General features: G+C 71.6%; 19 protein-coding genes and 1 tRNA gene. 13 read left to right on the top strand and 7 right to left on the bottom strand.

The features are described 5' to 3' along the window. Positions 1-130 precede the first annotated feature (130 nt). From ACH34R_RS24935 to ACH34R_RS24945, 3 genes are all read left to right on the top strand, one after another. A complete protein-coding gene (locus tag ACH34R_RS24935; protein ID WP_397563927.1) occupies positions 131-1,849 on the top strand; it encodes a S8 family peptidase in 1,719 nt (572 codons plus the stop codon). 156 nt (positions 1,850-2,005) lie between these two features. Further along, positions 2,006-2,761 carry a TetR/AcrR family transcriptional regulator gene (locus ACH34R_RS24940; RefSeq protein WP_397563928.1) on the top strand — a complete coding sequence of 252 codons (756 nt, stop codon included), beginning with the start codon at positions 2,006-2,008 and terminating at the stop codon, positions 2,759-2,761. Between the two features lie 17 nt (positions 2,762-2,778). Further along, positions 2,779-4,044, top strand: coding sequence for a cytochrome P450 (locus ACH34R_RS24945; protein WP_397563929.1), 1,266 nt, complete (start codon positions 2,779-2,781; stop codon positions 4,042-4,044). 337 nt (positions 4,045-4,381) lie between these two features. On the opposite strand, the gene ACH34R_RS24950 is transcribed toward ACH34R_RS24945, so the two are convergent. Continuing rightward, positions 4,382-5,383 carry a tyrosine-type recombinase/integrase gene (locus ACH34R_RS24950; RefSeq protein ID WP_397563930.1) on the bottom strand — a complete coding sequence of 334 codons (1,002 nt, stop codon included), beginning with the start codon at positions 5,381-5,383 and terminating at the stop codon, positions 4,382-4,384. 82 nt (positions 5,384-5,465) lie between these two features. Between ACH34R_RS24950 and ACH34R_RS24955 the strand changes: the two genes are divergently transcribed. The 8 genes from ACH34R_RS24955 to ACH34R_RS24990 all read left to right on the top strand — a co-directional run bounded on the left by ACH34R_RS24955 (position 5,466) and on the right by ACH34R_RS24990 (position 17,345). Beyond that, positions 5,466-5,539: transfer RNA gene (locus ACH34R_RS24955), tRNA-Arg, on the top strand. Positions 5,540-5,668: 129 nt separating this feature from the next. Next, complete coding sequence (locus tag ACH34R_RS24960; RefSeq protein ID WP_397563931.1) at positions 5,669-6,115, top strand: hypothetical protein; 447 nt, start codon at positions 5,669-5,671, stop codon at positions 6,113-6,115. A 742-nt stretch (positions 6,116-6,857) separates the two neighbouring features. After that, positions 6,858-9,065 (top strand): vWA domain-containing protein, encoded by a 2,208-nt coding sequence (locus tag ACH34R_RS24965; RefSeq protein WP_397563932.1) that lies wholly within the window; start codon positions 6,858-6,860, stop codon positions 9,063-9,065. Next, a complete protein-coding gene (locus ACH34R_RS24970; protein ID WP_397563933.1) occupies positions 9,062-12,160 on the top strand; it encodes a tubulin-like doman-containing protein in 3,099 nt (1,032 codons plus the stop codon). Before ACH34R_RS24965 ends, ACH34R_RS24970 begins: the two co-directional genes overlap by 4 nt. A gap of 2 nt (positions 12,161-12,162) precedes the next feature. Then, positions 12,163-13,983 (top strand): hypothetical protein, encoded by a 1,821-nt coding sequence (locus ACH34R_RS24975; RefSeq protein WP_397563934.1) that lies wholly within the window; start codon positions 12,163-12,165, stop codon positions 13,981-13,983. Positions 13,984-14,017: 34 nt separating this feature from the next. Further along, positions 14,018-15,025, top strand: coding sequence for a hypothetical protein (locus tag ACH34R_RS24980; protein WP_397563935.1), 1,008 nt, complete (start codon positions 14,018-14,020; stop codon positions 15,023-15,025). After that, a complete protein-coding gene (locus ACH34R_RS24985; protein WP_397563936.1) occupies positions 15,025-16,029 on the top strand; it encodes a hypothetical protein in 1,005 nt (334 codons plus the stop codon). Before ACH34R_RS24980 ends, ACH34R_RS24985 begins: the two co-directional genes overlap by 1 nt. Further along, positions 16,029-17,345 (top strand): hypothetical protein, encoded by a 1,317-nt coding sequence (locus ACH34R_RS24990; RefSeq protein ID WP_397563937.1) that lies wholly within the window; start codon positions 16,029-16,031, stop codon positions 17,343-17,345. The genes ACH34R_RS24985 and ACH34R_RS24990 overlap by 1 nt, the downstream gene beginning before the upstream one ends. Before the next feature lie 21 nt (positions 17,346-17,366). Here ACH34R_RS24990 and ACH34R_RS24995 read toward each other — a convergent pair whose 3' ends face one another. Beyond that, on the bottom strand, positions 17,367-18,113 hold the full coding sequence (locus ACH34R_RS24995) for an SDR family oxidoreductase (protein ID WP_397563938.1): 747 nt from the start codon (positions 18,111-18,113) through the stop codon (positions 17,367-17,369). Between the two features lie 82 nt (positions 18,114-18,195). On the opposite strand from ACH34R_RS24995, the gene ACH34R_RS25000 reads away from it, so the two are divergent. Beyond that, a complete protein-coding gene (locus tag ACH34R_RS25000) occupies positions 18,196-18,672 on the top strand; it encodes an RrF2 family transcriptional regulator (RefSeq protein WP_397563939.1) in 477 nt (158 codons plus the stop codon). An 81-nt stretch (positions 18,673-18,753) separates the two neighbouring features. Here ACH34R_RS25000 and ACH34R_RS25005 read toward each other — a convergent pair whose 3' ends face one another. The 5 genes from ACH34R_RS25005 to ACH34R_RS25025 form a co-directional block, all read right to left on the bottom strand. Continuing rightward, the gene (locus ACH34R_RS25005) at positions 18,754-20,823 is read right to left on the bottom strand and encodes an MMPL family transporter (RefSeq protein ID WP_397563940.1); all 2,070 of its coding nucleotides are present in this window, start codon (positions 20,821-20,823) and stop codon (positions 18,754-18,756) included. A 106-nt stretch (positions 20,824-20,929) separates the two neighbouring features. Next, entirely contained in the window at positions 20,930-21,727 is a 798-nt protein-coding gene (locus tag ACH34R_RS25010) for an ABC transporter permease (RefSeq protein ID WP_397563941.1), read from the bottom strand. A 30-nt stretch (positions 21,728-21,757) separates the two neighbouring features. Then, entirely contained in the window at positions 21,758-22,708 is a 951-nt protein-coding gene (locus tag ACH34R_RS25015) for an ATP-binding cassette domain-containing protein (protein ID WP_397563942.1), read from the bottom strand. 78 nt (positions 22,709-22,786) lie between these two features. Then, the gene (locus tag ACH34R_RS25020) at positions 22,787-23,269 is read right to left on the bottom strand and encodes a flavin reductase family protein (protein WP_397563943.1); all 483 of its coding nucleotides are present in this window, start codon (positions 23,267-23,269) and stop codon (positions 22,787-22,789) included. Next, positions 23,266-24,267: a beta-ketoacyl-ACP synthase 3 gene (locus ACH34R_RS25025; RefSeq protein WP_397563944.1), complete on the bottom strand. Its 1,002-nt coding sequence runs from the start codon at positions 24,265-24,267 to the stop codon at positions 23,266-23,268. The genes ACH34R_RS25020 and ACH34R_RS25025 overlap by 4 nt, the downstream gene beginning before the upstream one ends. A gap of 118 nt (positions 24,268-24,385) precedes the next feature. Here ACH34R_RS25025 and ACH34R_RS25030 point away from each other — a divergent pair, with 118 nt between their 5' ends. Continuing rightward, positions 24,386-24,670 (top strand): phosphopantetheine-binding protein, encoded by a 285-nt coding sequence (locus ACH34R_RS25030; protein WP_397563945.1) that lies wholly within the window; start codon positions 24,386-24,388, stop codon positions 24,668-24,670. The last annotated feature ends 19 nt before the right edge of the window (positions 24,671-24,689 follow it).

Raw genomic sequence — 24,689 nt, forward strand, 5'->3', positions numbered from 1 at the left:
CCACAGAATCGTTAAGAAATTCCGGCCACCTGGATATATCACACGTTGGTCCCGAATTCCGGTACGGCTGGCACTGAATGCCCTTTGACTTCACATTTACTCACATGTCCCGTGACACACGGAGGTATGTGTGAGACGCAGCATTCTGGTCGGCGCGACCGCCGCTCTCGCCCTGGCCGCGGCGCTGGTACCGGCTCAGGCCGCCCAGCAGCAGGCCCAGGAGTCGGAGTACGTGGTCCTTTACAAGGACGGCGCCGACGCCAGGACGGCCCACCAGGCCATCCAGGCGGCCGGTGGCACGCTGGTGGCGGAGAACACCGCGATCGGCCTGGCCACGGTGACCACCACGAACGCCGATTTCCGGCAGGCCGTACAGGCCGGTGGCGTGATCGAAGGCGTCGCCCACAACCGTTCGATCGGAACGGCGCCCACCCGCGCGGCGCCCAGTGGCGCGGTGCGCAGGGCCATCGAGCGCAGGGCGGTGGAGAGGGCGGGCGACGGCGCGCCCGCGGCGACCGGCCACGGCGGGCCGTCCCGCCGCGGTGAGCCGCTGTCGCACCTGCAGTGGGATCTGAAGCAGATGCACGCCACCCCCGAAGGGTCCTACAAGTACGAGCAGGGCGACCGCGGCGTGCTCGTCGGCGTCCTGGACACCGGCGTGGACGGCTCGCACCCCGACATCGCGCCCAACTTCGACCGCGCGCTCAGCCGCAACTTCACCACCGACATCCCGGTGGACGCCGACGGCGCCGAGGTGGACGGGCCGTGTGCGGAGGAACCCGACCGCTCCTGCGAGGACGCGGCCGACGTGGACGACAACGACCACGGCACGCACGTGGCCTCCTCCATCGCCGCCCCGATCAACCGGCTCGGCATCTCCGGCGTGGCCCCCAAGGTCAGGCTGGTCAACCTGCGCGCCGGCCAGGACTCCGGCTACTTCTTCCTGCAGCCCACCGTGGACGCGCTGACGTACGCGGGCGACCACGGCATCGACGTGGTCAACATGAGCTACTACGTGGACCCGTGGCTGTTCAACTGCACCGACAACCCCGCGGACTCCCCGGCCGACCGCGCCGAGCAGCGCACCATCATCACGGCGGTGCAGCGGTCGCTCGCATACGCGCACGACCGGGGCGTCACGCTGGTCTCGGCGGCGGGCAACGAGGCCAGCGACTACACCAAGACCCTGCTGGACGCCTCCAGCCCCGACTTCGCCAGCGAGCCCGGCGAGGTGCCCCGCCAGCGGACGATCCCGCCGAGCTGCCTGTCCCTGCCCGGCGAGGACCCGCGCGTGCTGGCCGTGTCCGCGACCGGGATCAGCGGGCGCAAGGCGTACTACTCCGACTACGGCAACGGCTATGTGGCCATCGCCGCCCCCGGCGGCGACGTGTACGACACGCCGGGCGGTACGCGGGACGTGTCCCTGGCCACGCTGGCGGCCTATCCCAAGGCGCTGGCCGAGGAGCGCAACCAGCTCAACCCGGACGGCACGCCCAACGTGCCGCACATCCTGCGCGACTGCCGGGGCGGCACCTGCGCCTACTACATCTACGCGCAGGGCACGTCGATGGCCTCGCCGCGGGCCGCGGGCGTGGCGGCGCTGATCGTGAGCAAGTACGGCAAACGGGACCGCAGGCACGGCGGCAAGACGCTGAGCCCCGCCGTGGTGGAACGGGTGCTGAAGGCGACGGCCACCAGGGCCGCCTGCCCGAACCCGCCCGCCCACACTTACACCCGGCACCTGCCGGACGGCAGCACGGAGGTCGACACACACGTGTGCGAGGGCGGCAAGGGCCGCAATGGCTTCTATGGCGCGGGCATCGCGGACGCGCTGCGCGCCGTGCGGTGACCTGACCGATATTCACCAAGTGCCCGGCCCTTTCAAAGGGCCGGGCACTTTTTCGTGCGGGGGCCCTCGCGGCGGCGGGCCGGAGGGTTAGCATGACGATGTGACCCTATGACCAGAAGGACTCATCTGGTCATGCAGTCGGAAAGGATCTCGATCGTGGCACCTGAGCCGTCGGAGCGTTCGGTATCGGAACGTTCGGTATCAGAGCGTTCGACGTCAGAGCGGGAACGGCGAGCCGAGCGCATCATCGACGCCGCGGGCGAGCTACTGGTCGCCTGGGGCTACAGGCGCGTCACGGTGGACGATGTCGCCCGCCGGGCGGGAGTCGGTAAAGGCACCATCTACCTGCACTTCTCCACGAAGGAAGGGTTGTTCCTCTCGGTGCTGATGCGCGCGCAGAGCCGGCTGATGGCCAATCTGGTGGACCTGCTGCGCCTGGAGCCGGTCACCGTCATGCCCAGCGAGCTGATCGCGCACATCTACCGATGGGCCCACGAGGAGCCGGTGGTGCGCGCCGCGCTGATCGGCGACCCGGAGACCCTGGGCGTGCTGGTGCGCAGCAGCACCGAGCTGGTCGGCGACCTGCTCGCCGAGCGGCTGCGCGTCATGGAGACCTACCTCGTGCTGCTGCGCGAGCACGGCCTCGTGCGCACGGACCAGCCTCCGGAGCTGGTGCGGTACACCATGGTCTCGATCTTCGTCGGCTTCCTCAGCATGGAGCCGATGATGCCCGCCGAGGCCAGGCCCGACCCCGCCGCCTGCGCCGGTGCGCTCGCCGACGCCATCCGTTCCTCGATCGAGACCGCCCGCTCCCCCGAGGCGATGCGGGCCGCGGCCGACCTGGCCGCCGAACTGTTCGACCGCCTGCTCGACCGGCTCAACCAGGAGATTCGCAGGCGGCAGTCCATCTGACCCAGCGGAGGGCAGACATGAGCACTTCCGGTATCACGGAACCCATCGACCTGATGGATCCCGATCTGCTCCACGACCCCTTCCACGGCTTCGCCCGCATCCGCGAGGAGGCGCCGGTCGCCCGCGCCGTCTTCCCCGGCAAGGTCGACCCGATCTTGCTGGTGACCCGGTACGACGACGTCAAGACGGTGCTGAGCGACCAGCGCTTCGTCAACAACCCGGCGAACGTCCCCGGCGGCGACGTCGGCAACGTCCGCGAGCAGCTCATCAAGATGCGCGGCATTCCGCCGGAGTACGCGAAGTACATACTGGAGAGCATCCTCGACGTGGACGGCGCCGACCACATCCGGCTGCGCCGCCTGGTCTCGCGCGCCTTCACCGCGCGCCGCGTCCTCGAACTTCGGCCCCGGGTCGAGGAGATCGCCGGCGCGCTGCTCGACGAGCTGCCCGGCAAGGCCGGCCCCGACGGCGCCGTGGACCTCATCGAGGGCTTCGCCTACCCGCTGCCGATCGCCGTGATCTGCGAGCTGGTGGGCATCCCCGAGGAGGACCGCCCGGCCTGGCGGGACTGGGGCCGGTCACTGGTCTCCCTGCAGCCGAACGCGATGAACGAGCCGCTGATCGGCATGGTCCACTCCATCGAGAACCTGATCCTGCGGCGGCGCGCCGAGCCCACCGGCGACCTGTTGAGCAGCCTGATCCGGGTGCACGACGAGGACGGCGACCGGCTCAGCGACCAGGAGATGGTCACCATGGTGCTCACGTTGGTCCTGGCCGGGCACGAGACCACCGCCCACCTGATCGGCAACGGCACCGCGGCGCTGCTGACCCACCCGGACCAGCTCGAAAGGCTCCGGGCCGAGCCGGAGCTGATGCCGCTCGCCGTACACGAGCTGATGCGCTGGTGCGGTCCGGTGCACGGCACGCGTATCCGCTACGCCGCCGAGGACGTCGAACTGGGCGGAGTGAAGATCGCCCAGGGGCAGCCGGTGATGGCCATCCTGGTCGGGGCCAACTACGACCCGCGCAGGTTCGCCGACCCCGACCGGCTCGACATCACCCGTGAGTCCGAGGGCCACCGCGAGACCCACGTCGGCTTCGGCTCCGGCCTGCACTACTGCCTGGGCGCGGCCCTGGCCAGGCAGGAGGGCGAGGTGGCGTTCGCGGGGCTGCTGCGCCGCTTCCCCCGCCTCGCGCTGGCCTGCGATCCGGGCGAACTGCAGCGGCACTACCTCCCCGGCTCCTGGCGGCTGGCGGGCCTGCCCCTCCGGCTGAACGGCTGAACGGGCGAACGGGCGAACGGGCGAACCGTTGAACGGCTGAACCGTTGAACGGCTGAAGTTCGCGTGCCGCGCCGCCCCGTCTCCTTCCTTTCCCGGATGGAGTCCGGGGCGGCATCACGTCCGTCGTTCAGTCGTCACCGACATGGGCCAGCGGCCCCGACGCGCTCGACAACGCCGACAGCGTCTCGTCATGGCAGTTGCAGCTTCCGCAGCCAGGAATCATGCCCTCGCCTCCGATCGGGGGTCATCGTCTCACTACCGAGCGTGAGGGCCGCCGTAAGCTGCCGTCAAGGGGCGATTGCCCTATCTATCCCCGAGGGACATGGCGACGGCGGATTCAGTCGCGACGGTCGCCGGGGGACAGGCGGGCGTGCTCGGCACGGGCCCGCTCTCCGGCGGACCGCTCCGCCGTACGGGCCCGCTGCCTGGCCATCTCCGCCGACTTCCAGCCGACGATGCGCATCAGGTTGAGCGGATCGCCCCCGGCCCGCAGGTAGTCGTCGGCCATCGTCTCCCTGAACCGGTGCGGGTGCAGCCGCCCGCGTACCCCGGCCTCCCGCCCCCGCCGCTCCAGCATCTGCTGGATCCCCGTGGAGGTCAGCCGGCGCTCGCCGGCCGCCATGCCCCCGCGGATCGGCAGCCACAGCCACGGCGACCCGGCGTGCGGATGCCGCGCCCTGGCCCGCACGTAGCGGTCCACCGCCGCCGCGGCCTTGTGGCCGATCGGCGCGAGCAGCACGTCGTCGTCCTTGAGCGGGACCCGCAGCCGGTGCTCGGCCGGCCACACGTCGTTGGCCTCGGCGTCGTCTCTGCTGTAGCGCAGCCCGGCCAGCCAGGACAGCCGCATCCCGTTGTCTATCAGGATGCGCACGATCGCGGTGTCGCGGCGGCACTCGAAGGTGTCACCCGAGCACACCGCCAGCAACGCGGCCAGCTCGTCATCGTCCAGCGCCCGCGTGCGGGCCCGCGCCCGCGCGACCACCGGCCCGGTGAGCTGCGCCATCGGCGACCCGGCCGCCCGCTCGCCGTCCGCCACCAGCCAGCCGAAGAACACCCGCAGGTTGCGGAAGTGCTTGTGCGCGTTGCCCGCGCTGGTCGCCGCCGCGCTCGCCGCCAGGAACGCCCCGACGTGCCGGGCCTGCACGCCTTCGACGTCCACCGGCATGTCATGTTCGGCGAGATAATGGGAAAGGACGCGTACCGAGTCGACATAGCTCCGCACGGTGCCGTCCGCCTTGCCGTCCGCCCGCAACCGAAGCTCCCACGAAGCGGCCACGTCGAGCAGAAGCGGCGCCTGCGCCGCCCGTCCGCCTGCCTTGGCCACGGTACGCCTCCGCAAAATCCGATGCTGTACGCCCGGTGTGCGGATATGCTACCGTCTCAGGTGGTCACCGGAACCTCCGGTCAGCGGCTAAATCCCAGCGCCCTTAGCTCAGCCGGATAGAGCATCGGACTTCTAATCCGACGGTCGGGGGTTCGAATCCCTCAGGGCGCGCCCTTCCGGATCAGTGGAAAACTTTGGGCCGATAGCCTGCCTCGGTGACCGGCGAACTGCTGCGAGAACAACAGGCGCTCCAGGCGGGCGGCGGATGCCGTATATGACGATCTGGGGCTGGCCACGGCCTTGGCCGAGATCGGCGCGCCGACGCGGGTGGGCAGCGTGGCGCTGGATGATCGGGCCTTCGCCGGCATCACGCGTCTCGGGGCGGGCCTCGTCAGGCATCCCCGGGTGCGGCAGGTGCAGATCCGCGACGACACGGGGGCGTGGAACGTCGATCCGCTGTATCCCGACGGTGTCTATCTCGGCGTGCGATATCGATGCCCGGACGGGAACGACTGGAATCTGGACATCTGGTTCATTGACGAACCGGGCCGCCAGCCGAGTACGGTCCACCTGCGCACGATCCGGCCCCGCCTGACCGACGAGACCCGGGTCGCGATCCTGCGGATCAAGCGCGCCCTGGCCGCGCGTGGCGGGCCGCGTGTGAGCGGTTATGAGATCTATGTGGCGGTGCTGGACGAAGGGGTCCGCACGCCCGAAGAGTTCGACCGGCGCAACAGCGGCGCCTGAGGGCGGGCGGCGGTTCCGGTACGGCGGGGCGTCCCACTCGCCGTCCGCCGCCGCCGGTGGTGGAGTCCCGGTGGCCGGGTTTCGCGGGTGTCGTGGTGGCCCGCCGTTCCAGCGCCGGGACCTATCGCTGACCCGGCGTGGGCGCGGGCTTCGTCCGGTGGAGTGAACCTTTTTCAACCTCAAGCTCCCTGGTCAGAGGCGGTAAACGAGACGCCGTAGCCGCATGACCAGGCGCCCTGCCGGGGCACCGGCCTCAGCCTGAGCCCGATGGAGACGCCTTTGACCTGGTCCAAGCGACCGGTTGAAAAAGGCTTAGTGTGTACAAATCCGGATAAATGTGCGGCAAGTGACTGATGCCGCTTTAATGGGATGGCGCATGATCGAATAGGCGGTCATTCCGAATGATCATTTCCCTAGTTGCCGCACGATAAGTCTCTAATGCGTTGTTGCTGGTGAGATGTCCGGTGCGCCAGAGATTGCGATTCGCAAATTGCGCGTGAGGGGTCCCGGGGCTGACTGGGATAGTTGCGTAGATGTAAGGGACTTCGGCGCTCAAAGCGACTTTGCCGCCCCTAGGATCTCTTTACACGGGGGGACGTCCCGTCAAGGGCATGTCCGGTGGGTTTCAAGAGACGGCCGTACGGATGAGGAAAATTTCAAAGGCCACTTGTGAGTTTTGCGAATAGCAACGCTACACCTGCGAGGAAAAGTGCATGTTAGGGCCCTTTGTGCGCTGTTAGTGATGTTCGTTCTTACCCTGCTCCCCATCGCCATTATGCCCGGTTCCGCCGTCGCCGACCCGGACTCCGAGGTCAGACCGGTGCGGGCCGTCGTCCTGGTCGATGAATCGGGCAGCCTCACCGACAAGGACGTCCTCCGGGAGCGTGACGCGGCGCGGACCATCGTGCTGAGTGAGCTGTCGCCGCTGTCCCAGGTGGCGGTCGTCGGGTTCGGAAGCTCCAACGGGCCCGGTCAGGCGCCCGTGACCCTCGTCTGCCCGCTCGCGGAGGTGACGACCGCGCAGGACCGTGAGTCCCTGGGCAAGTGCGTGGACAAGCTGCACCGCCGTACCGAGCGGGAGGGCAACGACACCGACCACGCCGCGGCGCTCGACCAGGCGATGGCGATCATGAACGAGCCCGACGACCGGGAACGGGCCAAGATCGTGTTCCTGCTCACCGACGGCAGGCTCGACGTGGCGGAGAGCGTGCGGCACGGGCCGGACCCGCAGGCGCGCAACAGCAACGCGCAGCGCGAGATCGAGGCCACCCTGAAGGAGGCCCAGACCGCACGGGTGCAGGTCTGGCCGCTGGGGTTCGGTCAGGCGGACAGGGCCGCGCTGGACGCCTTCGCGGCCGGCGGGTGGCGGCAGCCGTGCGGGGAGCAGGAGTCGGCCCGGCCGAAGGCCAGGGTGGTCAGGACTTCCGCCGATGTGGAACGGTCCCTGCTGGAGGCGTTCGCCTACGCCCGCTGCGCGGAGCTCTCCTATGCCGACACCGGTTCGCTGGAGGAGGGCGGCACCACCGACCTGCACGTGAACATCCCGATCGTGGCCACCGACGGCTCGATCGTGGTGTTCAAGCGCGACAAACGAGTGCAGGTGGCCTATCTGGACCCGAATGGCGAGCCGGTTCCCAAGCAGGGCGAACGCCACGAGTCCGTCTTCCAGGCGGCCGGGGAGTCCGATCCCGTGGAGTCGCTGCGGATACGCAACCCGCTGCCCGGCCGGTGGACGGTACGGCTCACCTCCCCGGCCGGGGTCCAGCGCCAGGAGGTCAGCACGACAGTGATGTGGCAGGGCGCGCTGCGCGCCTCGATCGGGCTGAGCAACCCGAGCCCGCGCCCGGGCGAGCGGGTCACCGTGCGGCTCCGCCTCCAGACCAGGTCCGCCGTGATCACCGACCCGGCGGCGCTCAAGCCGCTGCGGTTCTCCGCCCAGATGTCCGGCGATGGCTTCAGCACGATTCCGGTTGAGCTGTCCGACGGCGGCACCAAGCCGGACCGGGCCGCCCAGGACGGCGAGTACTCCGGCGACGTCATCGTCCCCACCACGGCCACCGGCAGGCTCTCCTTCCTCGGCCGGGTCTCCGGCCCCGGAGTGACCAGCGACGAGCGTCCCTACGACGTGCTCATTCCCGGCCCGGCGGACACCCTGCGCGCCAAGCTGGTCCTGCGGGAGGCGACGGTGGAGCCCGGGGGAGAGGTCTCCGGAGCGGTCCAGGTGACCAACGACGGCGCGCCCGCCCGGCTCACGCTGCGCCTGCTCGACGCGCCGGAGGCCACGATCGGCCGGGCCACGCTCACCGTGCCGGCGGGGGAGTCCGAGCACACCTTCACGTTGCGCGCGGGGCGTCCCGGCGTGTCCGCCGACGGCCCGATAGGCGGCCTGGTGCAGGTCCTGGATCCGGCGGGGCGGCCCGTCGCGGAGGATTTCCTGCGCGTCACCCTCCGGCGGCCGATGTCGCTCTGGCAGTGGCTGCTGATCGCCGCGGCGGTCGTGCTGGTCTTCGCCGCCGCGATCGGCGCGTGGCTCTGGGGCAGGCGGCGCGCCGCGCGCCGCGCGGCCGACCCCAGCGACCTGACCCTCCACCTCTACGGCCCGGACGGCGTCAGGCGCTCCCAACTGCGCGCCCCGGTCGATGAGGGCCCCGAGTTCACCTTCGTCATCAGCGGTGACCATATGACCCGCACCCACGACGGCCGTGGCTACGCCGTGCGCCGCGGGGGCGGCCAGTCCGTGGTGGTGACCGACCCGGGCGGCCGGCCGCTGGAGCCGGCGCTGCGTCCCGGCCGCCGGCTGGAGCTGCCGGGCGGGCTGCTGCTCGGCGTGGACGACGCCAGGGGCGGCGGCGCGGTCGGCGGCGCGCCGGAGCACCCCGCGTACGGCATGACCCAGCCCACCGAGACCACAAGCCGGCGACGACCGATGCCAGGAGATGATCTGTTGTGAGGATCTTCGATCCGATTATGTTCGTGGGGCTCGGCGGCACCGGCTGCCGGGTGGGAGTCGAGCTGGAGCGCCGGCTGCGCGACGAGCTGTGCGGCCCGGACGGCATGGATCTGATCAAAAACCTGAGGTGGCAGAACTACCAGCCCTATGAGCTGCCCTCCTGCCTCCAGTTCGCCTACGTTGATCTCAACGAGGACGAACTGGGCCGCACCCGGCGCAGGGTGGTGCCGTCGGAGAAGGACTTCGCCGCGGCCGGGCGTACCGCCCATCTGATCCACGACGTGGTGCCGAGGTTCGACTCATACCCGGAGGTCGCGCGCAGCCTGCGGGCGACGCTCGGCGACTACGTCAAGGAGTGGCTGCCGCCGCACGAGGGCGAGCCGCAGCTCGCGCCGCTGATGCGCGGGGCCGGGCAGTTGCCGACGGTCGCGCGGGCGGCGCTGTTCGAGCGGATGCGGCAGGGCGTGCAGCCGGTGGTGCAGGGCATCGACGACGCGATCGGGGCGATCGCCAACTCCGCCAGCGAGCTGGCCGCGCTGGGCGGGCGGCTGCGCCGCGCCTGCGACGTGTTCGTGGCCTTCTCCGTCGCGGGGGGCACAGGAACCGGCCTGTTCTACGACTACCTGCACCTCATCGGCGACGCCTTCGCCCGCAGCGGCTTCCAGGCCAGGATCTATCCGCTGGTCGTGATGCCGTCGGCCTTCACCGAGGGCAAGGGCGGCGGCAGGCGGGCCAGGCTGAACGCCGGCGCGGCGCTGCTCGACCTGTTCCGCCTGGTGGACGACCAGAACGCGCCGCACGCCGGCACCCACGTCGACGAAATGGGCATCGCCGGCGAACTCGGCGTCCGCTACCCGGTGCGCGGCGACACGCGGCTGCGTACCGGCACCGTCCAGACCGCCTTCCTGTTCACCCTGCCGCCCGGCGTCGAACGCGAAGACCTGCACCGCTCGATCGCGTCCCTGGTCGTGTCCCTCGCGGGCACCCAGCCCCGGCTGCCCGGCGACGGCACCGAAGACCGCGGCGACTCCTCCTTCGCCGACGACTTCATCAACCGGGCGGTCGAGCGCGAGGTCCAGGCCGCCTCCGGCATCGGCAACCGGGGCGTGTCCACCTCCTACGTCTCCTCGATGACGGTCCCCGTGGAGGAGCTGGCCGACCTGGTCGCCTCGCGCCTGCTGGCCCGCGCGGTGACGCAGTTGGAGTCGGTGCCCTCGGAGAGCAACATCGAGCACATCCGGCGGCTGTTCACCACGACCAACCTGGAGGAGCTGTACACGCGCGAGCCGCTGCCCACGCCCGAGCCGCGCCCGGCGAGCGGCGTCACGGAGATCCAGAAGGCGCTCGGCAACCGGCTCCGCGCGATGGAGGACAACCTGGCGTCGCTGGAGCGGCGGCTGGCACGGACCGTTCCGGAGATGGCCGACCAGATGGACGTGCGGCGCGGGATGCTCGAAGCGCTGGGCGAGGTGGACCCACTGCGGTTGCGCCGGGTGGTGATGGGCCGGGGCGGCGGTGACGTTCACGAGGCGGAGCGGATCGGCTTCGCCGGGCTGATCGACCAGCGCAGGGCCCAGCCCGTCAGGCCGTACGAGAACATGACCGAGGCCCCGCCGCACCCCAGGCCCATGCGGGACAGGCTGCTGCGCAAGGTGCAGTGGTCCGACCCGGCCGTGCGGGCGTCGATCAACGACCAGGACGAGTGGTACCGCTGGCGCAGCCGGGTGCTGTGGCACAAGGCGTGGTCGGACCAGGTGGCGCGCTGGGAGACGCAGCGCCAGCGCCTCATCCGCGAGGTGCGGGAGTTCGCCGAGGTCTTCGTGGAGCACGCGGCCACCGACGCCGACCGCTTCCCGCAGCGCGCGGCCGAGCTGTACGAGACCCGGGTGGGCGTCTACCACCTGCTGCCCCCCGCGGGCGCGGACGCCTTCTACGACGCGGTGCTGCGGCGGCTGATCGACATCTTCGTCGCGCGCCAGGTGCTGCGCCCGACCGATGGGGAGGCCGCGGTGGTCAGGGTGCTGCTCGGCCCCGAGGGCTGGCAGGACGCCTGCACGGTGGCCCGGCGGGCCGGCAAGCCCGCCGGAGCCCTCTCCTGGGTGCGCGACCGGCTCAAGCTGGAGGTCAAGAAGTACTTCAAGGACCAGGACGAGGCGGCGGCCCTCGGCGAGGGGCCGCTGCTGCCGCCGCTGGCCGACCTGCTGGCCCGGGCGGCCGCGGGCGAGGCCGACGACCCGCACGTGCGGCAGTTCCAGCTCAAGCTGGCCGACCTGGTGCCCGGCGGCTTCACCCCCGACGGCACCGGCGACCTGAAGGTCCTGGTCTCCTACCCGGCCGCGGCCAAGGATCCGGAGCTGGAGCGCTACCTCAAGGAGCGCATCTACCTGCCCGGCGTGGCCGACTTCCGCAACATCGACGCCGACTCGGTGACCGTCGTGCAGGTGCGCACCTCGATGAGCGTCACCCAGGTGCGCGAGCTGCGCGAAGTACTGCACAGCTGGGCCGACGCGCTGCGCGACGAGCAGCCCCAGGACAACCTCAAGTGGCGGCAGCGGCTCGGCTACGACTTCGGCTACCTGGCCACCACCGAACGCCACCGGGTCCGCATCCTGCACCGGCTGCTGGCCCTGCTGTGGAACGGGCAGGTCGACGTGGCCGAGGGCGAGCCCGAATCGCCGTCGCGCATCCGGATCACCGTGGACGGCGGCTCGATGACGTTGCCGCTGACCGGGTACGCCAGGGCGTCGTCCTGGGCGAGCATGCTGCGCGCCTACGAGCAGTGGGTGATCGGCGGCGACGAGGAGTTCCGGGCGCTGCTCAGCGAGCGGATCATGAACTCCACACCGAACGGCCTGGCCGCCACGCCCACCCGCCCCGACCCGCTCTACACCCTGGTCAGCGGCATGGCGGCGGATCAGCTCGGGCTGCTGGAGATCATGATGCCGAAGCTGCCGTCCGGGGCCCGCAGCCGCGCCGAGCAACTGACCGCGTTCTGGGCGCACACCCTTCCGGCGGCGCTCGACCTCCCCTTCGAGCGGGTGTCCGACGCGGTCGCCTACAACCTGCGCGAGCTGACCACGATGGTGGAGGGCTGACCATGGTCGAGGTTCTCGACCTGCGCAAGGGCGCACCCGAACGGCTGGCCGCGCGCATGCTCGTGGTCGCCGACACCGATCGGCTGGCCACCGCGCAGCCGGAGCTCCAGCAGGTGCTGGGCTCCCGCATGGTCCGCTCGGTCCTGGTGGTCGCGATGGGACCCGACCTGCGCCTGCCCCCGGCGCTCTACGGCGAGACCCGCAGGGTGCTGTGGGTGGGCGACCCGCGCGGCATCGTCTGGGGCGCCGAGACCGGCGAGGCCGCGAGCGGCCCGGGCGCCAGCGCCGAGCCGGTGCTGCTCGATCTGCTCACCCAGCCGGAGCTGTTCGACGCGGTGGCCGGGGCGCTGCGCGAGATCCCGTACGGCACCGCCTCGCCCGGGTGGCGCATCGTGGCCGGCCGCGTCGATCCCGCGACGCTCGCCCAGGTGTTCCGCGAGGTGGCCGAGGTCTTCGCCGCTCCCCAGCAGGCCGGTCCGATCGGCTCGGGCCCGCCGGGGGCCATCGCGCTGCCGGTGCTGACCGGCGCGGCCGAGCTTCCGGCCGCGCCGGGCGACGCGCTGGTCGCGGGCGGCCGGATGGAGGGCCTCTACCAGCGGGCCGCCGCCCGGATCGACGCGGCGGAGCGGGCGCTGGGCGCGCTGAGATACTTCAGTCCCGCCCCGGCCCGTGCCGCCGTCCTGGACAGGGTGATGGCGGCCGGGCAGGCGCTGGCGGAGTTCCGCGACGCCATCGTGCGGCTGTTCCAGGAGATCGACCCCGCCGAGGAGGACACCGCCGACAAGCTCGCCGAGCACGGGATCAAGTACACCGTCCCGGCGGGAATGGACGACCGTGAGATCGTCGCCGAGCTGCGCGCCGAGGTGGAGACGGCGCTCGCCGAGCGCAGGAGTCCGGGCAGGCTGATCGCGCGGCTGCTCGCGCTGGCCGACCAGAGCGCGCCCATCGGCAGCGCCGCCTTCATCCTGGATCCCGGCCAGATCTGCCCCGACGTGCTGCTCGACGTGCTGCACGAGCCCGAGCGGTTCCCCGAACGCCCGCTGGAGCGATGGATCTTCTGGCGGCGCTCGATGCTGCGGTGGCGTACGGCGCTCGCGCTCGGCCCGGCCCGTGTCGCGCTGGAGGGCCTGCGCGCCAAGCTGGGCGCGGTGGCGGTCAGCGAATGGCGGCTCGGCCGGGCGCGGGCGCACGCCTCCGACTCCGCGCGCACCCTGGCCGACGCGCTGGGCGAGCTGGCCGAGCGGGTGGCGGGCACGCTGCGGCGGTGGAACACGCAGGAGACCGCCCTCCGGGGCGCGGCCCCGGTGCTCGCGGAAGAGGTCGTGGTACGACTACGCGACCGCGCCGGGCGGCTGCGCGAGATCATCACCGGCGACCTGCACGACGCGGTCGGCCGCTGGCTCGAACCCGCGTGGATCTCGCTGGAACAGGGCGTCTACCGGGAGGTGCGCGACGGCCTCGCGGACCGCGTGGAGGAGACGCTGCGGCAGTACCGTCACCACCTGGCGCACCGGGGCGTGCAGGAGCGCCCCGACTTCGCCACCGGCGACACCGGCCGCCAGGACCTCATCGACGCGGTGTGGCGGCAGTCCCAGCAGGTCGACCGCGCGCTGCGGGCCCCATCCGGCGGGCCCATGCTGCAACTGTGCGGTGACCGGGACCTGGCGCTGCTGCTGCACCAGGCCCATGCCGTGCGGTTCGCGCCCAGGGCGGTGCGCGGCGGCAACGCGCCGCCGGGGGTGGTCTGGACGGAGTCGGGCCAGTACGCGGGCACCCTGCGCTTGGTGCCGTTGCGCCCGGGGGCGGTGGACGATGGGGTCTGAGCCGTTGCGCTTCTTCAGCCCAGAAGGTCACGAGGTGACCTGGGAGGTCGAGGCCGAGCCGTACACCGACCCGTTCGAGCGGCGGATCACCACCGTCGTGGACGGCACGAGGCTCATCGAGCGCCGGGTGCCGAGCTCTGAGGGCCACGACCACCTCTACGACCTGCTGGAGAACGAGGCCCGGATGGGCGCGCGGCTGCTGGCCCTGCTGCGGCGCGGCTACCCGGCCGAGCTGCCCCGGCTGATCGGTTACAACCTGGACGTCGCCGAGCCGATCGTGCTGTGGTCCGACCACCGGGGCGAGCCGGTCGGCCGATACGCCGGCCGGCTCCTCCTCGCCGAGCAACGGGAGCTCGCGGCCGGGCTGTTCCGCGCGGTGCGCATCCTGTCGGCCTGCGGCATCGTGCACCGGCGGATCGAACCGGGCACCGTGCGCTGGGACGGCACCGCCGTGCAGCTCACCGGGTTCGGTCAGGCCGCACTGGTCGGCGATCGGCGCACCCGGCTCGGCGAGGCCCCCTACGCCGCGCCCGCCCAGCGCGAGGGCCATGGCCGGGTCGCCGCGGCCGACGACCTGTGGAGCGCGGCCATGGTGGTCTACCGCACGGTCACCGGGCGGGAGGTCTCCGACCGGCCCGACCTCGGGCCGGTGCCCGCGCTCCAGCCGATCCAGGACGTCTTCTCCGGCGATCCGCCGAGCGCGGCGGAGGTGCTGGCCAGGCTGCGGATGCCGGACCCGCTCCAGGGCGCGCCGGTCGAGCCCGATCCGGGGTTGGCGGAGGCGCGTGCCGCGTTCGACCGGGCGCGCCGGCTCAAGACCGGCGGCGAGCCCGCACCCCGGCCGGTGTCCCAGCCTGCGTCCCAGCCTGTGGACCGACCGGAACCCGCCGCCCCGCCGTCCCCCGAACCGCCGGCCGCGCCGCGGGCGCGGCGGGCGCGGCCCGCGCGCTGGTGGGAACGCCGGTTGCCGCTGCTCGCGGCGATCGTGCTGGTCGTGTTGGTCGCCTTGGTCGTGGCCCTGTTGATCCGGGTGGTGAGCTGATGATCCTTTGCCCGATCTGCCTGCACGAGTTCTCCTGGCAGGAGGACGACCTTTTCGAGCGGACGCCCTCGGGCGCGTACCGGCCGCTCGATCTACGTGAGACCTCCGCGGTCCGGCGTACCGACCTGCTGCGTGCCGCCCACATACGCTGCCCCGCGCCGGTGGACGACCCCAGCCTGGAGCACCACCTGCCCTACTCCTACGTGCGGCACGGCAGGCCGCTGGTGATCGGGCTGGTCGGCGGGCCCGAGACGGGCAAGTCCCACCTGCTGGCGGCCATGATCGGGGCCATCGAGCAGGGCGGGCTGCGTCCCTACGGCCTGACCGCCGACGCCGTGGACATCGAGCGCCACGCCGAATACGTCGAATCCTTCGTACGCCCGCTGCTGGCCGGGCACCAGGCGCTCCCGCGCACCCCCGAGAACGAGAGCGCCGAGCTGTCCGACGCACTGCTGATCAACGACGGGGAGCACACCACCGCCGTCGCGTTCTTCGACATCGCCGGCGAACTTCTGCGCGGCATCGCGCACGAGGCGACCAGGTTCGTCCCCGCGGTCGGCGCGCTGCTGTTCGTGGTGGACGCGGAGGCCGGGCAGGGCCGGATGGGGGATGAGTCCTTCCGCGCGGTGCTCGACCGGCTGCCCAAGACCGGCGGGCGGCTGGACATCCCGGCGGCCGTCGCCGTCACCAAGAGCGACGCCGTGCGGTTTCACTCGCCGGTGGACACCTGGCTGTACGGCGAGGTCGAGGGCCTCGATCCGCAGGCCGTGCTCGCGGAGAGCCGCGACGCGTACGCCTTCCTGTGGCGCAGGGGCGCGCAGGCGTGGCTGTCGCCCTACGACAAGTGCCGTCAGTGCACCCTGCACTTCGTCTCGGCGACCGGTGGCGCGGCGACCGAGGGACGTTTCCCCAGAGGCGTCCGGCCGCGACGAGTTCTCCAGCCTCTGGTCTCGCTGTTCGCGATGACCGGCGTGCTGCGTGGCCATCCGGAGGTGGGACGCTGATGAATTCCTGGTCGCCCGTGGACTGGATCCAGTACGAATGGGACGAACACCGGGGCCTGGTCGGCCCGGTGCGGACATCGTTGAGCGATACGCGTGGCTGGGATCACAAGCTGGTGCCCTGGCTGGACCCGGGCAGCAGGCCGGGCGTGAGCGTGTGCCGGTTGGTGATCGACGGGCGGGTGGTGGTGCTGGCCCGGTCCCGCGCGGGTGCCGACAGCAGGCGCGGCCTGCGGGTCGTGGCCTACCTGGGCGGCGATGCCGTGCGCATGCCCTGGCCCTCCATGCGGGAGGCGCTGGCGCTGGCACCGCTGTGGGTGGGCGAGCCGCCGCCGATGGATCACGAACCGGTCGATCTGGCCGAGCTGACCGGCCACTTCGCCGAATACAGTGAGGCGCTGGAGGTGCGGGCCCGCGAAGGGGCCGGTACGCTCGCGCCGATCGTCTTCACCGCGCTGCGCCACCCCGGCATGCGGCTCGCGGTCGTCTCCCAGGGCGATCCGGCGGCCCAGATGTGGGCGCTGGCCGACATCCTGCGAAGCGTGCTGGGCGTGGCCCCGGAGACCTTCTCCACCTATGAGAGCGAAGATTTCAGGCCGGGCCCGGAGATCGTCTTTCTGCCGGCGTGGCCGGGCCCGTCCTCGCGCGCGCCCCGCCGGTTGCGGGTGGACCTGCGGGAACCGGTCGGCGACGACGCCGACGGCGAGCTGGCCGAGTGCCTGGTGGCGGCGTACTCGGCGGGGACCCTTGAGGGGCTGGCCGTGCGGGCCGGCCTGACCGAGGACATGCCGTGGAGCGAACGGCTCGCCCTGCTCCGGGCGGCGCTGACCACCCCCGTCCCGGTTCTCGCCGGTCCGGCGCACCCGTCGGATCATCCCGAGCCGCCGCAGGCCGAGCCGCGCGCGTCGCCGGAGCCCGCCGAAGCAGCAGATCCCGATGACCGGGCGGAGGAGCCCGGCGAGGCACCGGAGCACGTGCCGCAGCACGCCGAGGCCCAGAGGCCGCCCGCGAACGCGGCCGTGCACGACATGGTGGCCGAGTACGAGGCGTGGATGGGCGATGCCACCACGCGGGAGCAGGAGCGCCTGATCCTGATCGAGTTCCGGGAGTGGATGCTCGACCGCGCCCCCGAGCTGCGCCGCCCGCTGTCCACCTACGCGGGCTACCACGCGCTTCGCTCGCTGCTGCGCTCCGGCGAGCCGCCGCCGCCGGTGCGGCGCGAGCCGGAGCGATCGCCGTGGCTGGACCCGCGCTGGCTGGCCCTGGCGGGCCTTCTGGCGCTCATCCTGCTGTTCCAGCTCGCCGTGCTCCTACGCTGAGCGGGCGCCAGGGCCGCGGCCCTAGGAGCGCTGCCCGGCGAGCCACTGCTCGAAGGTGGTCGGCGCGATCCGGACGCGCTCGCCGGGCAGCAGCACCTCGCCCGCCATCGACGGGCCGAACGGCCCCGACCACGTCGGCACGAGCTTCACCTCCTGGCCGCGGGCCTGGTAGGTGCGCCGGGCCATGTCCACCAGGTCGTGCCGGTCGGGCCCGGCGACGTCGGCGTAGCGGCCCCGCGGCTCGCCCGTGCCGATCTCGGCCAGCACCTCGGCCACGTCGGCGGGGGCGATCGGCTGGATGAGCAGCGGCGGGACGGTGGCCACGCCGTCCTGCTCGAACCAGGACGCCACCATCGCGGCGAAGTCGTGGAACTGGGCGACCGGGACGATCGTCCACGGCACCGGCCCCTCGGCCACCAGCCGTTCCTGCTCGCGCTTGCCGTGGTAGTGCGCGTTGCCCTCGACCCGGTCGATGCCGATGATCGAGAGCAGCACGTGGTGCCGGACACCGGCCCGCTGCTCGGCGGCGAGCAGGTTGGCGGTGGTGGCGCCGAAGAAGGCCACCGTCTCATCCGTGCTGACCGGCGGGGAGCTGATGGCGTCGATGACGGCGTCCACGCCGGTGAGGGCGTCGTCGAGCCCGTCGCCGGTCAGCAGGTCCACGCCCAGCGAACGGCTGATGCCCACGACCTCGTGCCCGTCCCGCCGCAGGATGCCCGCGGTCAGAGAGCCGATGTTGCCGGTCGCTCCGGCCACTGCGATACGCATGATGATCTCTCCTTCTCCTCGCTGCGCCCTGACACTATCTCGGACTTAATAGATCCTCAATATCTGCGATAGACTGGGACGCGTGAAGCTGCCCGTTAGCACCGAATGGCTGTTGCACTGCGCCGCGTCGCTGGCGCAGTTGGAGCCCGGGGCCACCGCCTCGGCGGCGCAGCTCGCCGACTACTACGACCTGCCCGCTCCCTACCTCGCCAAGCAGCTTCAGTCGCTGGTCAAAGCGGGGGTGCTGGCCGCCACCACCGGGCCGCGGGGCGGCTTCCGGCTCGCCAGGGCGGCCACGGAGGTCACGCTGCTGCAGATCGTGGAGGCGGTCGACGGGGCGTCGGCCCCGTACGAGTGCCGGGAGATCCGCCGGCAGGGGCGCGGCGCGCTGCCCCCCGAGCAGTGCCAGGAGACCTGCGTCATCGCCGCCAAGATGGCCGAGGCGCACGAGGCATGGCGGGGGAGCCTGGCCGGTGTCACCCTGGCCGACATCATCGCCTCGATCCCCGAGTGGGTCCCGGCGCGGACGCGTTCGCTCCTCACGGCCCAGCCCCGCTGAACGCGCGATGGCCCGGCAGGCGCGCGCCTGCCGGGCCGTCGCCGATCCCTCGCCGGGGGGCGCGGCGGAGGGGGTCCGGGATCAGGCGTGTACGGGGCGGTCCTCCGAGGGTGCCGAGGCCGATCGCGGGGCCGGGTCGAGCCTGGCCGGCCACCAGATGCGCCCCTTCAGCAGCAGCGCGAGCCCGGGTACGAGCACGGACCGGACCAGCAGCGTGTCGAGCAGCACGCCGAAGGCCACCAGGAGCCCCAGCTCGATCATGAAGACCAGCGGCAGCGTGGCCATGGCCCCGAAGGTCGCGGCGAGCACCACGCCCGCGGACGTGATCACGCCGCCGGTCGTCACCAGCGCCTTGACGACGCCGCTCGCCGTACCGGCCTGCGCGCTCTCCTCACGGGCCCGGCTCATCAAGAAGATGTTGTAGTCGACTCCGAGCGCCACCAGGAACAGGAAGCCCAGCACGACCAGCGTGGGGTCCAGTCCGGGCAGCCCGAGCACCTGGGTGAACAGGAACATCATCACGCCCAGCGCGGCGGCGAACGACACCACCACCGTCAAGATCAGCAGCAGCGGTGCCACGATCGAACGCAGCAGCACGCCGAGCACCAGGGTGACCACCAGCAGGATCAGCGGGATGAGCCTGCGCTCGTCGGCCGCCGCGGCGTCGATGGTGTCCAGGTTCTGCGCGCTCGGGCCGCCCAGCCGGGCGGTGGGATCGACCGCGCCGAGCTTGGACCGCAGCTCCTTGATGGCGGCGTACTCGGCCGGCGTGTCCGGCTTCTGGCGCAGCAGCACGGTGAACTCGACCAGGCCGTTGCCGACCTGCCCCTTGGTGAGTTGGGTGACCCCCTGCACGGTCTGCGCGGCGGCCCGGAGCGGGTCGGTCTTGGCGGCGTCGCCGATCACGATGATGGGCTGGCCGCCGATGTCCGGGAAGTGGTCGGGGATGACCTTCAGCCCGCTGATCGACTCGGGCGTGTTGCGGAACTGGTCCATCTGGCGCAGCGGGCTCGTGGGAGTCAGCAGGCCGAGGGCCATCACGCCGAGTACCAGCAGCGAACCGGCCACCGCCGGGACCCGGCGGCGCTCCACCAGCCCGGCGATGCGGGACCAGAGGCTGGAGGCGCCGGGCCCGGGGTCGCCGTAGTGGGGGATCCGGGGCCAGAACGCGGGCCGGCCCAGCAGGACCAGGATGGCCGGGAACAGGGTCAGCATCGCCAGGAGCGCGGCGAGGACGGCCACCGTGGCGACCGGGCCGAGGCCCTTGAGGCTGTTCATGTCGGCGGCCAGCAGGCAGATCAGGCCCGCGATCACGGTGCCGGCGGAGGCCACGATGGCGGGCGCGCTGCGCCGCCAGGCGACGGCCATCGCCGTCCGAGGCTGGTGGTCGCGGCGCAACTCCTCGCGGTATCTCGCGACGAGCAGCAGGGCGTAGTCGGTCGCCACCCCGAAGACCAGGATGATCAGGATCGCCGAGTTCTGGTCGCTCACCGTCAGGCCGAACGCCTTGACCAGCAGGTACGCCCCGGCCTGCGACAGCACGACGGCCGCGCCCGCGCACAGCAGCGGGATCAGCCACAGCAGCGGGCTGCGGTAGGTGAGCATCAGGATCACGGCCACCACGAGCGCGGCCGCGATCAGCAGGGTCTCGTCGATGCCGTCGAAGACGGTGTCGATGTCGGCCTCGATCCCGCCGGGACCGGTCACCCAGACGTCGAGCCCGGCCGGGCGGTCGGTCACCACGGCGCGGAAGTCCTCGACGTACGTCGCGGGCACGCCGCGCTCGACCGGAACCGAGGCGACCGTGTAGGCCGCCTTCCCGTCGGGGGCGAGATCGACCTTGCCCTCGTTCGGCGGGGCGACCCCGGGCTTGCCGAACTTCGCGACGAGCGTGGCGAGGTGCCGCGTCGCGGTGTCCTTGTCGGCCTGGGTCAGCCCGCTCTGCCGGACGTAGACGACCACGAACTCGTAGTCGTGCCCGCGCGGGAGCTTGCTCTCCAGCTCGGTCACCTGGGTGGACTGGGCGCTCGACGGCAGGTAGTCCACGACGCTGTCGCTCTTGACCCCGTCGAGCTGGGCCGCCAGCGGCAGGGCTCCAGCGATCAGGCCCACCCAGATGGCGATCACCACCCACGGTAACGCCTTGCTCATGCGGCTCATCAGGGTTCCGGCGCCGAGCCCCCGCCCCCAGGACGGGGACACCCCGCGCCACCCTCCCTTCCGTTGGTCGGTTCTCGATCGGTCGAAGACCGGGTGCTCACCCGGACTTGGTGCGGAAGCGCCGGATGGACAGCGGCGCGAAGACGAGGGTCAGACCGGCGATCCAGACGACCGACCACAGCAGCGGCCGGGCCACCTCGCCGCCGAGCAGCAGCCCGCGCAGCGTGTCGGCGATCGACGTCACCGGGTTGATGTTCACCCAGACCTGGAGCCAGTCCGGCATGGTGTCGGTCGGCACGAACAGGTTGCCGGTGAAGGCCAGCGGCAGAATGATCAGGAACGCGAACTCCGACGCGCTCTCCGCGGCGCGCATGGTCAGGCCGAGCAGCGCCGACCCCCACGACATGGCGAAGCCGAAGCCCAGCAGCAGCAGGACGGCGGCCAGGGTCGCGACGATGCCGGTCTGGATGCGGAAGCCGAGCAGCGCGCCGACGATCAGCAGTACCACGATGGACAGCAGGTAACGGACCATCTCGCCGAGGATGGCCCCGGTCAACGGGGCGAACCGGGCGATCGGCAGGCTGCGGAAGCGGTCGTAGACGCCCTTCTTGAAGTCGGTGCCGAGCGCGGTGCCAAGGCGCATGGTGGCGAACAGCGTGGCCTGCACGAGCATGCCCGGCAGGGCGAACTGGAGGTAGTCGCGCCAGTCACCCTTGATCGCGCCGCCGAACACGAACGTGAACATCAACACGATCACGATCGGCTGGACGACGAGTTCGATGATCTCTTCGGGATTGGTCTTCAGGTGCAGCAGGCTGCGCCTCGTCAGCGCCAGCGTCTCCCGGGTGCCGGCGAAGGGCCCGGTGACGGGCCCGGCGGCGGGCATGGTGGTCATGAACTCTCCTTCATCGGTTCGCGGGGGCGCTCACGCGCTCCTGCCGCCCACGGCCTCGCGGTGCCCGGTCAGGGTCAGGAACACCTCGTCCAGGCTGGGACTGCGCAGCGCCAGTTCGGCGACCGCGATGTCGGCGAGGTCCAGCCGCAGCACCGCGGCGCGCAGCCCGTCCCGGTCGGCCATCGGCACGGTCACCCGCCGGTCCTCGACCGTGGCCGGGGTCCGCGCGATCTCGCCGAGGATCGCGGAGACCTCCTCGCGGTCGCCCGGGTCCACCGGCCACACCTCCAGCACCTGGCCGCCCAGCTTGCTCTTCAGCTCGTGCGGGGAGCCCTCGGCGATGACGTGCCCGTGGTCGAAGACGACGATGTGGTCCGCGAGCTGGTCGGCCTCCTCCAGGTACTGGGTGGTCAGCAGCACGGTGGTGCCGTCGGCCACCAGGTCTCGGATGACGTCCCAGAGGTCGTCGCGGGCGGCCGGGTCCAGGCCCGTGGTCGGCTCGTCCAGGAACAGCACCCGGGGCCGGCCGAGCAGGCTGGCGGCCAGGTCGAGCCGCCGCCGCATGCCGCCGGAGTAGGTGCCCGCGGAGCGCTTGGCCGCGTCGGTCAGCCCGAACTGCTCCAGCAGCCGGGCCGCCCGGCTACGGGACTCCTCCCGGGACATGCCGAGCAGCCGGCCGATGAGGAACAGATTGTCGAAGCCGCTGATGATCTCGTCCACGGCCGCGTACTGGCCGGTCAGGCCGATGACCTTGCGCACCTCTTTGGCCTGCCGTACGACGTCGTGGCCGCCCACTTCGGCGACACCGCCGTCGGGCTGCGCCAGGGTGGCCAGGATGCGGACCGCCGTGGTCTTTCCGGCGCCGTTCGGCCCGAGCACGCCGAGGACCTGCCCTGATCGTGCGGCGAAGCTGACCCCGTCGAGCGCGCGCGTGGAACCGTAGGTCTTGCTGAGGTTCTCAGCTCTGATGGCGTAGGACATGGCCACCTCCCTCTCTTCGTGTGTCGATGGTGTTCCACGGCCCTGTTCCGGGCCGCACCACGCGCTGACGCGCCCCTGTCACGATCTGACGGAGCCGAGCCGGTGGAATGCGCGGTTGAAGTAGATGAGCGGGTCGCCGCTGTGGAAGTGCACCCAGTCGACCCGGCCGAGCAGCAGCATGTGATCACCGGCGTCGTAGCGGTCCTGGATCGAGCACTCGATCCCGCACAGCGCCGAGTCGACGACCGGCAGGCCGGCCGGGGTCTGCGTCGCGACGCCCGCGCCGAACTTGTCCGCCCGGGTGTCGGCGAAGCGCAGCGCGACCTCGTCCTGCCCGTCGCGGAGCATGCTGACCGCGAAACGGCCGCAGGAGGCGAAGACCGGGTAGCACTTGGCCGACTGGGCCAGGCAGACCAGCAGCAGCGGCGGGCTCAGCGAGACCGAGCAGAAGGACGTCGCGGTGAAGCCGTACGGCTTGCCGCCCTCGTCCATGGTGGTGACCACGGTGACGCCGCTGGCGAAGGCGGACATGGCGGTACGGAACGCGTCCGGCGAGGTCATGGCAGGAGCACGACCTGACCGGCGTAGTTGAGGCCCGCGCCGAAGCCCAGCAGCAGGGCCGCCCCGCCGGGCGGCGCGAGGCCGTCGCGGAGCAGCGCGTCCATGGCGAGCGGGATGGACGCGGCCGAGGTGTTGCCGCTGACCGCGACGTCACCGGCGACCGCGACGTGATCGGGCAGCTCCAGCTTGGCGGCCAGGATCTCGATCATGCGGATGTTGGCCTGGTGCGGGATGAACGCCGCCAGGTCGTGCCGGTCGATCCCGGCGCCGGCCAGCGCCCGCAGCCCGGCGGGCACCATGTGCTCCACGGCCCAGCGGAAGACCCTGCGGCCGTCCATCTTCATCATCGGCGGCGGAAGCGTCGGATCGGCGCGGAAGGCGTCCCATGTGGTGTTCATCCGCAGCGCCTCCCGGGAGGCGCCGTCGGCCCCGCGGACCGCGGGGCCGATGCCCGGCCGGTCGGACGGGCCCACCAGGACGGCGCCCGCGCCGTCGGCGAACAGGAAGGAGATCGTCCGGTCGTTGGGATCGACGATGTCGGTCATCCGCTCGGTACCGATGACCAGCACGTATGTGGACTGTCCCGTGGAGACCATGTCGGCGGCGACGGCCAGGGCGTGACAGAAGCCCGCGCAGGCCCCCGACACATCGAAGCCGCCTGCGTCGAGCGCCCCCAGGTCGTGCGCGACCCTGACGGCCAGCGGCGGTGTCTGCACCAGGTTGGACATGCTGGCCACCACGACGCAGCCGACCCGGTCGGCGGTGACGCCCGCGTGCCGGAGCGCCGCGCGGCCGGCGGACACGGCCATCGCCTCCAGGGTCTCGTCCTTGCCGGCGAACCGGCGCGAGCGGATTCCGGATCGGCTGACGATCCATTCCTCCGACGATTCGATCCACTCGCATATCTCGCTGTTGGCGACCGCGCGCGGCGGCCGGTGCACGCCCAATCCGAGAATGCGGCAGTGTGTTCGCGGGGCCGCCAGAAGCTGGCTGGTCATGGCAGTCTCGGACCTCCTTGCGTCGGCATTCGGGCCATGGTCGCGAGGCGCGTTTGAAGGCGCTTCAAAGACGGCTTGAGAACGCGGCCGTCTTGAGTCCTTCTCAAGGGTTCTTCCAATGCCGCGGGCGATCGTGGCGGACATGCAGAAGTTCACGCTCGATGACCTGAAGCGCGTTGTCGGTAAGTGCCTGGGCGCCTCGGAGGCGGCCGAGCTCACCGAGGAGTCCGCGGACACCCCCTTCGAGAAACTGGGCCTGGATTCACTGGCCAGATATGAGGTCGTCACGGTTATTCAGGAGGAACTACGGCTGCCGATCCCCGATGACGACGTGGACCAGATGGCCACGGCACGGATGGTGCTGGATTATGTGAACGGAAGGCTGGCCGGCGTAGCGCCGTGACCACCCCGGAAGTGCTTTA

The organism is Spongiactinospora sp. 9N601 (assembly GCF_044326295.1).
Classification (GTDB): Bacteria; Actinomycetota; Actinomycetes; order Streptosporangiales; family Streptosporangiaceae; genus Spongiactinospora; species Spongiactinospora gelatinilytica.

What these genes read in the sequence shown, in the direction of transcription:
- ACH34R_RS25030 (WP_397563945.1), top strand. Translation starts at nt 24,386, where the DNA reads ATGCCGCGGGCGATCGTGGCGGACATGCAGAAGTTCACGCTCGATGAC.
- ACH34R_RS24975 (WP_397563934.1), top strand. Translation starts at nt 12,163, where the DNA reads ATGGTCGAGGTTCTCGACCTGCGCAAGGGCGCACCCGAACGGCTGGCC.
- ACH34R_RS24945 (WP_397563929.1), top strand. Translation starts at nt 2,779, where the DNA reads ATGAGCACTTCCGGTATCACGGAACCCATCGACCTGATGGATCCCGAT.
- ACH34R_RS25005 (WP_397563940.1), bottom strand. Translation starts at nt 20,823, where the DNA reads ATGAGCAAGGCGTTACCGTGGGTGGTGATCGCCATCTGGGTGGGCCTG.
- ACH34R_RS24990 (WP_397563937.1), top strand. Translation starts at nt 16,029, where the DNA reads ATGAATTCCTGGTCGCCCGTGGACTGGATCCAGTACGAATGGGACGAA.
- ACH34R_RS24965 (WP_397563932.1), top strand. Translation starts at nt 6,858, where the DNA reads ATGTTCGTTCTTACCCTGCTCCCCATCGCCATTATGCCCGGTTCCGCC.
- ACH34R_RS24985 (WP_397563936.1), top strand. Translation starts at nt 15,025, where the DNA reads ATGATCCTTTGCCCGATCTGCCTGCACGAGTTCTCCTGGCAGGAGGAC.
- ACH34R_RS25020 (WP_397563943.1), bottom strand. Translation starts at nt 23,269, where the DNA reads ATGACCTCGCCGGACGCGTTCCGTACCGCCATGTCCGCCTTCGCCAGC.
- ACH34R_RS24995 (WP_397563938.1), bottom strand. Translation starts at nt 18,113, where the DNA reads ATGCGTATCGCAGTGGCCGGAGCGACCGGCAACATCGGCTCTCTGACC.
- ACH34R_RS25025 (WP_397563944.1), bottom strand. Translation starts at nt 24,267, where the DNA reads ATGACCAGCCAGCTTCTGGCGGCCCCGCGAACACACTGCCGCATTCTC.
- ACH34R_RS25015 (WP_397563942.1), bottom strand. Translation starts at nt 22,708, where the DNA reads ATGTCCTACGCCATCAGAGCTGAGAACCTCAGCAAGACCTACGGTTCC.
- ACH34R_RS25010 (WP_397563941.1), bottom strand. Translation starts at nt 21,727, where the DNA reads ATGACCACCATGCCCGCCGCCGGGCCCGTCACCGGGCCCTTCGCCGGC.